General features: G+C 36.3%; 13 protein-coding genes, 1 pseudogene and 1 riboswitch. Of the genes and pseudogenes, 5 read left to right on the top strand and 9 right to left on the bottom strand.

The window, feature by feature from the left end; genetic code table 11:
* Nucleotides 1-112 precede the first annotated feature (112 nt).
* The gene (locus tag D8M05_RS05340; RefSeq protein WP_121129403.1) at nt 113-679 is read left to right on the top strand and encodes a recombinase family protein; all 567 of its coding nucleotides are present in this window, start codon (nt 113-115) and stop codon (nt 677-679) included.
* Between the two features lie 88 nt (nt 680-767).
* Nucleotides 768-3,716 carry a Tn3 family transposase gene (locus D8M05_RS05335; protein WP_121129401.1) on the top strand — a complete coding sequence of 983 codons (2,949 nt, stop codon included), beginning with the start codon at nt 768-770 and terminating at the stop codon, nt 3,714-3,716.
* Between the two features lie 208 nt (nt 3,717-3,924).
* Here D8M05_RS05335 and D8M05_RS05330 read toward each other — a convergent pair whose 3' ends face one another.
* A complete protein-coding gene (locus D8M05_RS05330) occupies nt 3,925-4,749 on the bottom strand; it encodes a 3D domain-containing protein (RefSeq protein WP_121129399.1) in 825 nt (274 codons plus the stop codon).
* Nucleotides 4,750-5,156: 407 nt separating this feature from the next.
* Between D8M05_RS05330 and D8M05_RS05325 the strand changes: the two genes are divergently transcribed.
* On the top strand, nt 5,157-5,483 hold the full coding sequence (locus tag D8M05_RS05325) for a hypothetical protein (RefSeq protein ID WP_121129397.1): 327 nt from the start codon (nt 5,157-5,159) through the stop codon (nt 5,481-5,483).
* Between the two features lie 88 nt (nt 5,484-5,571).
* Here D8M05_RS05325 and D8M05_RS05320 read toward each other — a convergent pair whose 3' ends face one another.
* Together D8M05_RS05320 and D8M05_RS05315 are read right to left on the bottom strand one after the other, a co-directional pair.
* Nucleotides 5,572-6,360, bottom strand: coding sequence for an enoyl-CoA hydratase/isomerase family protein (locus D8M05_RS05320; protein ID WP_121129395.1), 789 nt, complete (start codon nt 6,358-6,360; stop codon nt 5,572-5,574).
* A 79-nt stretch (nt 6,361-6,439) separates the two neighbouring features.
* On the bottom strand, nt 6,440-7,399 hold the full coding sequence (locus D8M05_RS05315; protein WP_121129393.1) for an NAD(P)H-dependent flavin oxidoreductase: 960 nt from the start codon (nt 7,397-7,399) through the stop codon (nt 6,440-6,442).
* Between the two features lie 211 nt (nt 7,400-7,610).
* On the opposite strand from D8M05_RS05315, the pseudogene D8M05_RS05310 reads away from it, so the two are divergent.
* Together D8M05_RS05310 and D8M05_RS05305 are read left to right on the top strand one after the other, a co-directional pair.
* Nucleotides 7,611-8,189 (top strand): annotated as a pseudogene (locus tag D8M05_RS05310) (nitrilase-related carbon-nitrogen hydrolase); the annotation flags it as partial.
* A complete protein-coding gene (locus tag D8M05_RS05305) occupies nt 8,186-8,443 on the top strand; it encodes a hypothetical protein (protein WP_121129392.1) in 258 nt (85 codons plus the stop codon). The pseudogene D8M05_RS05310 and the gene D8M05_RS05305, both read left to right, overlap by 4 nt.
* 74 nt (nt 8,444-8,517) lie before the next feature.
* On the opposite strand, the gene D8M05_RS05300 is transcribed toward D8M05_RS05305, so the two are convergent.
* The 6 genes from D8M05_RS05300 to D8M05_RS05275 all read right to left on the bottom strand — a co-directional run bounded on the left by D8M05_RS05300 (nt 8,518) and on the right by D8M05_RS05275 (nt 13,108).
* Nucleotides 8,518-9,048: a DNA topology modulation protein gene (locus D8M05_RS05300; protein WP_121129389.1), complete on the bottom strand. Its 531-nt coding sequence runs from the start codon at nt 9,046-9,048 to the stop codon at nt 8,518-8,520.
* A 51-nt stretch (nt 9,049-9,099) separates the two neighbouring features.
* Nucleotides 9,100-9,369: a hypothetical protein gene (locus tag D8M05_RS05295; RefSeq protein WP_121129387.1), complete on the bottom strand. Its 270-nt coding sequence runs from the start codon at nt 9,367-9,369 to the stop codon at nt 9,100-9,102.
* A gap of 182 nt (nt 9,370-9,551) precedes the next feature.
* Entirely contained in the window at nt 9,552-10,295 is a 744-nt protein-coding gene (locus D8M05_RS05290; protein WP_121129385.1) for an ABC transporter ATP-binding protein, read from the bottom strand.
* An 18-nt stretch (nt 10,296-10,313) separates the two neighbouring features.
* Nucleotides 10,314-11,168 (bottom strand): ABC transporter permease, encoded by an 855-nt coding sequence (locus D8M05_RS05285; protein WP_121129383.1) that lies wholly within the window; start codon nt 11,166-11,168, stop codon nt 10,314-10,316.
* Nucleotides 11,169-11,191: 23 nt separating this feature from the next.
* Nucleotides 11,192-12,175 (bottom strand): aliphatic sulfonate ABC transporter substrate-binding protein, encoded by a 984-nt coding sequence (locus tag D8M05_RS05280; RefSeq protein ID WP_121129381.1) that lies wholly within the window; start codon nt 12,173-12,175, stop codon nt 11,192-11,194.
* 144 nt (nt 12,176-12,319) lie between these two features.
* Nucleotides 12,320-12,436, bottom strand: a riboswitch (SAM riboswitch).
* Between the two features lie 141 nt (nt 12,437-12,577).
* Nucleotides 12,578-13,108 (bottom strand): GNAT family N-acetyltransferase, encoded by a 531-nt coding sequence (locus tag D8M05_RS05275; RefSeq protein WP_121129379.1) that lies wholly within the window; start codon nt 13,106-13,108, stop codon nt 12,578-12,580.
* Nucleotides 13,109-13,192 lie beyond the last annotated feature (84 nt).

The raw sequence follows: 13,192 nt of genomic DNA, 5'->3' as shown, positions 1-13,192 counted from the left end.
TTATTAGTTTTATAGGTTACCAAAAATAATTACCAAAAGTTTTACCAAATACTTTTACAAAAATGAAGTCTCTTGTACAATAAGATTATTAAATTGTGCAGGGGGCTTCTTTATGATAATCGGTTATGCCCGAGTTTCTACAGTTGACCAAAATTTAGACCGACAAATTAGATTACTTTCTGAGTATGGTTGTGAAAAAATGGTTCAAGAGAAATTTACTGGGACTATAAAGGATAGAGATGGACTTAATTCATTGTTAGATGTAATAAGGGAAGGTGATACCGTTGTAGTAGAAAGTATTTCACGCTTAGGGAGAAGAACACTTGATATTCTTTCTATTATTCAGCAATTCGAGGATACAGATGTAAAGTTCGTTTCTATTAAAGAGAACATGGATACAAGAACATCAACGGGAAAAGCCATGTTTCAAATGATGTGTGTCATCGCAGAGTTAGAAAGAAATTTAATTGTAGAAAGAGTTAAAGAAGGATTAGAAGCAAGTAAGAAAAGAGGAAAAAAACTTGGAAGACCTAAAGTGGATCAAGGGAAAATTGAAATAGCTTTGAGGATGTATGACAGCAAAGAATACTCGGTAAAAGAAATTGTAGAAGGTACAGGACTTTCACAGGGATCATTATATCGAGCGATTAATAAAAGGAAACTAGAAAAAACGAATTAATAACTTGTTAGATTTTTAGGGAATAATGTGACGGACTAGGGCAGCTATCCTGTCACTGCCCTAACTTACTGTGAATGGAGTTGGTAATTTGGCATCTATAGAACGTACGGCTTACCCCAGATTTAAAAAACGTCCTACTTCAAAAGAACTTCGTGATGTTTACTCCCCTACATCCGAAGAAAATCAATTTGCACATAAAGCTGCCAGAGGACCAGTTTCAGTTCTAAGTTTACTAGTTATGTTAAAATCTTTCCAACGTCTTGGTTATTTCCCTCGGCCGAAAGATATTCCTGTAGAGATTGTGATTCATATTCGGACTTGTTTGAATCTATCTACTAGTGTTGAACCGAATTACAATAGTAAATCAATTTACCGACATCAAAAAGCAATAAGAGAATACCTCAATGTACGTCCTTATGGAAAAGAAGTATTACATATTGCAACTACTTCAATTTATAAGGCCACTCAGGTAATGGACAATCCAGCTGATCTTATAAACGTATCCATTGAAGTATTAATAAAAGAAAGATGTGAGTTACCTGCTTTTAGTACATTAGATCGATTGGCTCGCCGTATAAGAACCTTAGTGAATCACCAGCTGTTTAATTCATTATTTTCAAAACTGACTCCTGAAGTTAAGCAAAAATTAGACCAATTACTTGTTACTACAGATGATAAACGGACTTCTGAATATAACTTTTTAAAAGAAGTTCCAAAAAGCGCAACACTTTCTCATATGAAGGAAATACAAAATAAATTACACTGGTTAACTAATTTTATAGGAGAAATTGATAGCTTACTAGAGGATATTCCAAATTCAAAAATTAAGCACTTCGCTTTAGAAGCAAAAGCGCTTGATGTATCTGAATTAAAAGACTTTAATTTGCCTAAGAGATATACACTGTTACTTTGTATGACTTATCGCTCAAAAATTTCAGCTATTGATAGTCTGGTAGAGATGTTTCTCAAAAGAGTCAGAACTATACATAATAAAGGAAAAGAGGAGCTTGAACTTTTTCGAGAAAAACATAGGTCAAAAACTGAAAATCTCATCTCTGTTTTGGCAGAAGTCTTGGATATCACAAGTATAAATGAGGACGATACCTTGACCGGTCCAAAAATAAAGGAGATATTGGGAAAAAGAGGTGGTATCGACTCATTAAAAGAAGATTGCGAATCCATTTCATCATATAATGGCAATAACTACCTTCCTCTTTTATGGAAATTCTATAAAAGTCACAGGAAAACTCTTTTTAGATTGATTAGTATGATTGAAATTGATTCAACCACTCAGGATCAATCACTTTTAGAAGCCTTGCGATTTTTACGTGATCATGAGAACCGAAAAATTGAAAATCTACAAATAGATTTTGATCTTTCATTTGCTAGTGAACAGTGGAAAAAAACGATTTATGTTCCTAAAGAAAATAATTTAATACATCGTAAACACCTTGAGATCTGTATTTTTTCCTATCTTGCGAGCGAGTTAAAAACGGGGGATCTTTGTGTGAAGGGATCAGAAAATTTCGCCGATTACCGTGAACAGCTCCTTTCTTGGGATGAGTGTAAGCCTATGGTAGCTGAATACTGTAAAGAACTCGGTTTTTCTTCAAATTCAGAAGATTTTGTTCAACAATTAAAGCACTGGCTAGAAGATACTGCACAAAAAGTAGATATAAGCTACCCAGATAACGGCCAAGTAATCATTAATGAAAATGGAGAACCCACGTTGAGAAAAATAATGAGAAAAGAACAACCTCAGACAAGTAAGGCGTTAGAGGCAGTCATTTCTCAACGGTTACCTGAACGAAATGTTTTAGATATTCTTTGTAATGTTGCACATTGGACAAAATGGACAAGGCATTTCGGACCATTATCTGGTTCAGATCCTAAGCTTGAAAATGCAATGGAACGTTATATCATTACTTCTTTTGGGTACGGATGTAATTTAGGACCAACACAGACTTCTAAGCATATGAAAAAGTTAGTAACCCCACACATGATTTCATTTGTAAATCGGCGACATATTAATGCATCTAAAATCGACGAAGCTATTCGTGATATTTTAAATCAATACAATCAATTTAGTTTACCTAAACTATGGGGTGATGGAAAATCGGCTGCTGCGGATGGAACAAAATTTGATCTCTATGAAGAAAACTTAATCTCTGAATACCACATAAGATATGGAGGTTATGGGGGGATTGCGTATCACCATGTTTCAGATACTTATATTGCACTCTTTAGCCACTTCATTCCTTGTGGGGTGTGGGAAGCAGTTTATATTATTGATGGTTTGCTAAAAAATAAATCAGACATTCAGCCCAATACATTACATGCTGATACTCAGGGTCAATCGACGCCTGTTTTTGCACTTGCACATTTATTGGGGATTAATTTAATGCCTCGTATTCGAAATTGGAAGGATTTAAAATTTTACAAGGCTGATAAGGACACACAATATCACCACATTGACCAATTGTTTAGTGATACCGTTGACTGGGAACTAATTGAAACACACTGGCAAGATCTGCTCCAAGTAGTTCTTTCTATCAAAGCCGGGAAAATATTACCTTCTACACTACTTAGAAAACTAAGTAACTATAGTAGAAAAAACAGATTATATCAAGCTTTTAGGGAATTAGGAAGGATTATAAGAACTGTATTTTTGCTTAAATATATATCTGATATAAAACTAAGAGAGCAAATTGGTGCTAGTACAAACAAAGTCGAAGCATATAACGGATTTTCTAAGTGGTTATTTTTTGGTGGCGATGGCATCATTTCAGAAAATGATCCAGAAGAACAAGAAAAGCGAATTAAATATAATGATTTAGTTGCCAACGCAGTAATATTCCAAAATGTATGTGACATAACACTTATTTTGTGGGAACTTTCTAAGGAAGGCTATGTATTTTCAAAAGAAGATATTGTCATGCTTAGCCCATATTTGACTAGGCATATAAAACGTTTCGGAGACTATATGATCGATTTAGAAAATGTCCCACAACCAATCGAGGGAGATATTCCTGTATAGTATATAAACGGGAAAAAGCAAAAAGGGTTGCAGATGGGAATTTATTCCATACTATGACCCTTTTTTACACGTATCTCGGTCGTACCCCAAATATAAATTAAGCATATCACAGAATGAAATCGGAAATAGCCTAAAAAACACTTGCGACATTCTATGCGAATGCGCAAGTGCTTCCTACTCTACCTATGTAACTAAACATATTCTATCTTTATCCATCCACAATGGTAATTTCTACTGTTCTTCTTCCCCACTTGAAAGCTTCATCCTTCGTTGGAACATGGATATCTATTTTATTCCCATTTATAACACCACCAGTATCACCTGCAACGGCATATCCATAGCCTTCTACATACACTTTTGAACCAAGTGGGATTATATTTGGGTCAACAGCAATTACTTTTGCTTTCGGATTTTCTCTTAAATTAATACCTGTTGCAGTAATACCTGAACATCCCGCGCAATATGCTGTGTATGCAGTTGCTTCAACAGAAAACGTTCTACCATTAGGAACTTCTGCTTCCACTGCTACTTCATTTTCTTTCGTTTCCACAGATTCTAACACTTCCTGATTTTCTTTGCCTTCATTAGGTTTTGTACTTGCCAACGTTTTCAACGTTTCAGATTTTTCCTCAGAGTCTATATTGGTATTCGATATTTTCTTCTCTGTTGTTCCATTTACAACAAGTTCCTGACCAGGGTTTATTCTATTAGAGCTGAGATTGTCCCAGGCATTTAGATTCGCCACTGTTCCGTCATGAACCTGTGCTTTACTAATAACGTTTAATGTATCTCCCTGTTTAACAGCGTAATATTCTAATTCTTTCTCTTCATTGAGCTTCAAAATTTGTTCAGGAAAAATTAAATCAGAATCCAAATTATTTATATCCATTAACGACTCCACAGTCGTATGATTATTCTCTGCTATCGTCCAGAGGTTGTCTCCAGTTTTTACTTCATATTTATCTGCTGATACCGTTGTGGCAGAAATGCCTATAATAATTAATCCTACAATTAGAGCTACTAACTTTTTCATTATGTAGTCCCCCTTTAATTATTGACAAGCTAATCGTACCACGGTATCACTGGATTGTTTTTTACAGCTTGTTTAAGAGTGTATGTCCTATATTACAATTTAATCATAATTGGTTTAATCGGTTCTATTTACTTCATTTCGCGCATAGACTTATAATTAGAGGATTTTGGTTTCTACTAAAATCGACAAAATATCAAATAATTCTAGAATTGACTTTCATAGATAAATTATTTTGAAAAAGGAAAAACAACTTACCTTCTTTCCTATTATTAAATTTTCCTTGATTTTATCTTGTATGTCTTTTATAAATAGTATTTTATATGGCATTAAAATGAATTTTCGATGAATGATAGGCGACTTTTCAATTTAGTCAAGTTCATTTATAATGTCCTTAGGGAGGTGACAATATGGAACAGAAAACGATTTTAAATGAAATTCTAGGTGCATTAAATCAACATTCAGTTCATGTTGATAATAAATTCGATCAGTTGAGAAATGATTTAGAGTCAAAAATGGACAACATGAGAAATGACCTAGAATCGAAAATGGATAACATGAGAAATGATATGGGAAACTTAGAACAAAAAATGGACAAAGGTTTTAGTCGTTTAGGAAAAAAGGTTGATGGAATACGTGTGGAATTAACAGAAACCAAGGAAACCACCGATTATGTATTAAGTAGAACCCTACAGCACGATAAGAAGCTTCGCCAGCTTTCCGAGCAGCAAAAGTAATTCCCCAAGCTGCATTATCTCAAAATACTTCAATACAAAAAGAGATATGACCGGAAATCATATCTCTTTTTAATCTACAACTATATAATTACTGACCCTGGAACACGGGTTTTCTTTTCTCGGTAAAGGCTTGAATTCCTTCCTGAACGTCTTTCGTTCCAAAACAATTTTTAATGGAAGCATACTCTTGCTTTAGAATCGTCCTTAAATCTGATTCTGGGCTTGCGGCTAGCAATCTTTTAGATAATGTCATTGCAACTGGTGGTCCTTCCGCGAGTTCACTTGCAAAAGCCATCACCCGTTCCTGAAATTCTTCATCTGGGAATATTCCGTTAACTAAACCAATCTGTTCTGCTTCTTCTGGATATATGTCCCTGCCTGTATAGATCAATTCTGTTGCTTTACCCTGCCCTACTAAACGTGGTAAAAAATAGGACATTCCCGCATCAGGGCTTAAGCCACGGCGAATATACCCAGTTGTTACCCTTGTATCTGCTGACATAAAGCGTAAATCACAGGCAAGGGCAAGAGCAAGTCCTGCACCAGCAGCAATCCCATTGATTGCTGCAATGACTGGTTTATCACAATCAACAATGCCTAATGCTTGATGACCAACCCAACCGAGGTCGTCTAAGCTTTCGTGACGTGATAAAGTAGATGGATTTTTTTTCGCATAATCTGATAGGTCAAGACCTGCACAAAAACCTCGTCCACTCCCTGTAATTACAATGACACGAACCCCATCATCAGCCGAAGCCTCCGTAATTGCCTGAATGATCTCATTACTAAGTGTATCATTGACCGCATTGAGACGCTCAGGTCTATTAAGTGTCAACGTACGGACTCCATTCTGTGTATTTACAATAATATGTTCCATTTAAGTTCCTCCTCAACGGATTGCTTTTTGTATGTTACCTTTCAAATCCCTTCATGTTCTATCGTTACTAACGAATTGTTCACTGATTTGATATATATGAATTTGCCAGTCTACTTTTTGCTTCCGTATACTCTTCATAGAGCTTATCTATGTATTGTGCTGCACTAGTTACTTCTTTTATAGTACCAATACCTTGTCCACTTCCCCAAATGTCTTTCCACGGCTTCACAGACTTTTCTCCAAAATTCATCGTAGACGGATCGCTTTCTGGTAGATTATCCGGATCCAATCCAGCTGCTCTAATAGAGGATTTCAAATAATTTCCGTGGACACCAGTGAAAAGACTGCTATAAATAATATCATCTGAATTACTGTCAACGATTGCCTGCTTGTAAGTTTCAGAAGCACGTGCTTCATGTGTTGCAATAAAAGGTGAACCAATATATGCGAAATCAGCTCCCATCGCTTGGGCAGCTAAGACTGCTCCTCCTGTAGAAATGGATCCAGATAATGCAAGCGGACCGTTGAACCATTGTCTAATCTCTTGAATCAAAGCAAACGGACTCTTCACACCAGCGTGTCCACCTGCACCAGTTGCAACAGCAATTAAGCCATCTGCACCTTTGTCAATTGCTTTGTGTGCGAAAGTGTTATTAATGACGTCATGGAGAACCATTCCCCCATAGCTATGTGCTGCATCAAATATTTCTTCACGGGCACCTAAGGATGTAATGATTATCGGAACCTTGTACTTCACACATAATTCCATATCATGTTCCAATCGTTCATTTGACCTGTGTACAATTTGATTAATCGCAAATGGCGCTGCGGGACGGTCTGGATTTTTTTCATTGTAATCTGCAAGCGCTTCCGTAATTTCTGACAACCATTCGTCAAGTAAGGAGGCTGGTCTAGCATTAAGTGCAGGCATTGATCCAACAATTCCTGCCTTACATTGCTCAATCACTAGCTTCGGATTACTAACAATAAATAATGGTGAACCAATTACAGGCATACGTAAATTCTGAATTATTGACATTTGTTATTCCTCCATTCAATGTATGTTAGACGTATCATTCCTCCAAAAAGAGTAGACGAGCAGAGGAAGAAATAATGGTATCTAACTTTTTCATATCACTACTCTATTTAAAATTTTCCAATTAATTAAAATATAACATGTATAATATGATTTGTATACTCATGCTTATGTTCATACATTTTTATCGTTAAGCTTTTTCGTATTCTTCCGCTTTTTTGGACCTGACGGCGAGTTGCTCGGGAAACATCGGAATTTAAAACCAACTGCATCTGAAAGACTGATCTGGGGTGAAGGTGATGGAAGTACGATGCCAGTCATTGATACACCTTTTGGCAAAATTGGTGCACTGATTTGTTGGGAGAATTATATGCCTCTCGCTCGAGCAAATATGTATGCAAAAGGGGTTCAGATTTATCTAGCCCCAACAGCTGATGCAAGAGATTCCTAGCAATCTACGCTTCGCCACATTGCGATGGATGGTCGCTGTTCTGTTATTGGTGTTAACCAATATGTAACAAAGTCTATGTATCCGAGTGATTTGGCATGTTATACTGAACTTGAAACATCACCAGAAGAAATGTGCCGCGGGGGAAGTGCGATTGTGAACCCATTAGGAGAATATGAAGTCGAACCAAGTTAGGGAAAGGAAGACATTCTTATAACAGAACTCGATTTGGATCAGATCACATGTGCAAAGTTTGATTTTAACCCAGTTGGGCACTATGCTCGTAATGATGTGTTTACGCTTCAAGTAAATAAAAATAAACAAAAACCGAGGGTGGAAATATGATTTGGATTGCAACAATCGTCATTGTAATAACGCTTGTCATCGCATTAATAGCTACTATTTACATCTTGAGGAATGAAGAAAATAAAGCAAATAAGTATGCAGACCATGACAATTTAGCTGAAATTGAATTAAAGCGTTCACATGAATATGAAACAAAATCCTTAACGAAAAACGTAAAAAATTTACTATGGATTTATGCCATTGTAATCGTCTTGTCGTTCGTAGCTTTAGCTATTTACATTTATCAGTTATGAACATCTAGGGGGACGGCTGGGAGTCAGTCCCCTACTGAAGCTTCCATTCTTGCATTGCTATATACATTCCCTTGTTAATTCTTGCTACTTGTTATCTTCTCTAAGTAAGAATGAATCTCTTGTTTACTCTTTAAGACGATAATCTCTTTGTTTGTACCTCGTTTCTGGAAAGACTGGAATCGTTCCTCCATTTTTTTCTTACGCGGATAATAAGTCGTCCAAATAAATTTTATGAAAGCCCAATCTAACTTTTCCTTGCATCCTTTACCCATATCGGATCGTGTTCTCCCTCTATTTTTTACGTATCTCTTCACAACACGATATAAACAAACATGGAGTGGTAGTTCCAAATAGATTATCGTATCGGCATGTTCTGCACGTATCTCGAATGTATTATTGTAATTCCCTTCAATAATCCATTGATTTTGATTAACGATATTCTGTTGTGCTTTTGAGAATTCTTCTAATGAAGCTTCTACCCAATTTGGCTTCCAATATAAAGAATCTAAATGATAAACATTTAGATGTAATAGCTTCCCTAATTTCCGAGCAAAGGTTGACTTCCCCACACCTGCTGATATTCCAATAACCATAATTCGATTCATCTCTAACACCTTCCTACACTAATGTCTCTAGCCTGGTACCTTTCTTCTAATCTAGTCTTTTACAGTGAGCATTTTATAATAGGTAAAGACAATCGTAGTTAGACCAATCGTAAAAAGGATGCTACCTATAGCGAAGAAATTATTCGTATTTGCTTTTAACTTAAATTCGTATAAGGAAGAGTCTGCATAATCACCTTGTGCTACGAGCCAACTATCCGCTAGAGCTGTACCTAAATTGGGACTGAAAAAAAGCGATAGTAATCCCAATACACCTAGTAAAGAACCTAAAGTCAGTAACCCTTTTAACTTTTCGTTTTCCATACCTACTCTACCCCCATTGATTTATCTTTATCCTATTCTAACATAAAATTCCAACAATTTTATTCGAGTAATTCCTTTATTTAATGAAGCAACTTCATACACGAAGAAACCGATTGAGTTAATAAAATCAATCGGCTTTGCAATTAAGATTTCAATCTGACATGCGTTGAGGAAGTGATTAGTTAAGAAGTTTTCACACTCGGTTTATTTAAATCCAAACTATCTAAAATCTTTGCCTTGTACTCTACTAATTGTTTACTTCCTCTGTCACGCGGGTGGGGTTCCTTAATTTCTATTTCTTTATCTATTTTACCAGGTTGTCCCCGCAAGATAATGATTCGATTACATAAATAGATCGCTTCATCAATATCATGTGTAACCAAAATAATGGTTGATTGATATGTTTTCCATATATTAAGTAATAAATCCTGTAACTGCATTTTAGTGAATGCGTCAAGTGCACTGAATGGCTCATCTAATAAAAGGATTTCCGGAGATGTAACCAAAGCTCTAGCAATAGCTACTCGTTGGGCCATTCCACCAGAAAGTTGTCTTGGATAAAGCTCACCACACTCTTTCAATCCAACATGTTCTAAGTATTGCTTTGCACGGATAATCTTATCCTGTTTATTCCCTTTTAACCCAAAGGTGATATTATCCAATACGGTTAGCCAAGGAAATAATCTTGATTCTTGGAATATAAATCCTGTCGTGTCACGAATCTCTTTCGTCGTATTTCCATTAATTGCAATTTCACCGTTATAGCTACTATCCAATCCGGAAATGGCACGTAATAATGTACTTTTCCCACAACCACTTGTTCCAAGAATACCAATAATTTCACCAGGCTGGGCAGAAAAAGAGATATTGCTCACTGCTTGCTTCCCATCAAATGATCGACTTATGTTTCTTAATTCCAGGCTCATCTTACAGATCCTCCCTAATTATGATTTAATAAGACTGTCTTGCCATTGTAATGTTCGTTTTTCAACTAGTTTCAGAACCCAATCTGATAATTTTCCGATAATCGCAAATAAAATAATACTTGCTATGATTATTTCAGGAGAAAGTGTATTTTGACCAAGCACAAGCAGGTAACCTAATCCTTGACTGGCACCCATCAACTCAGCAGCAACAACAAACATCCAGCCTAAGCCAAGTCCACTACGTAAACCGACAAGAAAAGAAGGTAAGGAGGCTGGTAAAATTACTTTTCTTATTAAATGAAACGTATTTAAGCCATACATTTTACCAACTTCGATTAATTTTCGGTCTACGCCCATAATTCCACTAACAATATTTAAGTAAACTGGGAAGAACACTCCAACAGCAATCATCGTTATTTTTGATGGTTCTCCAATCCCCATCCATAGTATAAATAATGGAACCCAGGCAAGGGATGGAATCGACCTGAAGGCCTGTATCATCGGATCAAATATCTGTTCCGCCTTTTTATAAAATCCAACAAAAGAGCCTAGAATAATTGCAACAATTGTGCCTAAAGCAAATCCTGCAAAGACACGGAATGTCGTAACACCAATATGCGTCCACAATGTCCCATCCTGAGCCATTTCCCTAATTGTTTCTATAATGGTTGTTGGTGCAGGGAGCTGATAAGCAGGAAACACACCCATTCTACTTAAAATCTCCCAAACGATAACAAGTAAGATAGGCAACACGCTTCCTAAAATAATGACCTTCCCACCACTGAAGTCCGTCTTTACCTGTCTTATTTTCTTTCCACGTGTTCGATTTGTAACAAGAGCGGATGATGCGATTTCCCCTTCATGCTTTGCCATTTTACTCTCTCCTCCAAACGTAACTATTCATTCTCAATTGTTTCTTCCGCGAAAGACGCTTCAATAAGTTCCGAAGTAAGTTCCTCGATATCAACTTCCCTATCAATAACGTCACCTTCCTGCAAAACCTTACCAGCTTCTACTATTGCATCATGGTGAACGTTACTTGGGACTGGTTCAGAGAAGTCATTACGTTCCAATTGTTTCTTGGCAACGTCTAGTTCAATACTTGCTTCCTCTGATAAGAGTTCTGCTGCTTCTTCTGGATGTTCGATGATCCATTGTCTTGCTTTTTCATAAACTTCAATCACACGATTGACATAGTCAGGGTAATTTTCAGCAAATTCTTCCCTTACATTTAAAAATCCGTATGTATTAAAGTCTATATTACGATAAAATAAATTAGCATCTGACTCTAGCTCTAATCTTGCCATATGTGGATCAAGCCCTGCCCATGCATCAACAGATTCAGATGTTAATGCTGTTGCTCCGTCTCCGTGCTGTAGGTTTACAATCTCTACATCGTCAGGTGACACACCTTCTGCATGTAATGAACGAAGTAAAAAGATATATGGATCCGTACCTATTGTTGCTGCAATCTTTTTCCCTTCTAAATCTTTAACCGTTTCAATTCCGGAATCTGGATTTGCTACAAGTGCTGTCCATTCTGGCTTAGAATAGATATACACATTTTTAATTGGTGCACCATTTGCTTTTGACATGAATGCAGCTGCACCAGCAGATGAGCCAAAATCTACACTATCACTGTTCAAAAATTCCAAGGCTTTATTACTTCCTTGACTTAATACCCACTCTATTTCGATTCCATCCTCGCTAAATTCCTCTTCCACCCAACCAAATTTCTTTAAAACTAAACTTGTAGGCGAATAATATGCATAATCAAGTCTTATTTTTTCTGGCTTCCCATCTGAACTTTCTGAAGAGCAGCCTGCTAGTATTAACATAAATCCAATAATCCCAATTACTAAATACGTTAATCTTTTCATTTTTCAATCCTCCTAAAATCGATATTGTCATCATTCACATAGCCCTTTAATCCCTATCCATTCATCGTATTTACCTTCCTTCTTCATTTAATCATCCCCATACAAAAACCCCCTTCATAAGAAGAGGGTTTATATTTCTATCTCTTCTTATCTCTCAGGATATTCTCCTGCAGGAATTAGCACCTTATTAAGCAATTTGAAAACTGCTTAATAGGTTGCCGGGCATCATCGGACCAGTCCCTCCGCCACTCTTGATAAGAAAATATTAAATTATTTGTTATTTTCATAATATTATGTTGAATATTATCATGGTGTTTTATTATTGTCAATACTTTTTATGGAAAAACAAAAAAGGTTTGTAACTTTATTTATGGACAAGAAATACCTCCTATTACGCATCGATCAGTTATAATATTCAATCAACCAACAATCTCGATATTCTCCTTCATGAAGCTCGTGGTTTGGAAGTATTCTAACCTTTTTAAATCCACATTTTTCATAGCATCTTATGGCCCATGTATTCCAGGTTTGTGGGTCCATCACTACTCGTTCTGCTTCCTTATGCTCGATTAAAAATGTAACCATTGATGAAACAAGTAGTGTTCCAATCCCCTTATTCCAATAACTTACTTCACCTATAAATTGGTCCATACCATAAATCGTTGCATCCTGGTATCCGTATTCTTTTTTTGTTTCATCATCTAAAGGGTAAAATTGGATATACCCTATTTCTTTACCATCAAACTCTACTACACATTTAACTTCATCATCATCAGAATCATAAAAAGCTTTATTAACTTTGTCTAAATCAAAAGGGTTATCCCTTCCTTCATAAAACGCAAGAACGGAAGGATCGGAAAGCCACTTTACTAATAAATAGTTATCCTTCACTTGTAATCTCCGGACTTTCAACTGTCCATTTTGGAACAACATAGCATCCCCACTTTCAGAACAAATAACAGAATGAATGTACCACCTACCAATAACTTGATCTAACGCTTCTACTCAAGTTAATGC

The sequence above is a fragment of the Oceanobacillus bengalensis genome (assembly GCF_003628445.1).
Lineage (GTDB): Bacteria > Bacillota > Bacilli > Bacillales > Amphibacillaceae > Oceanobacillus > Oceanobacillus bengalensis.
The sequence above is the reverse complement of the archived record's forward strand: the minus strand, read 5'-3'. Positions and strand labels throughout refer to the sequence as shown.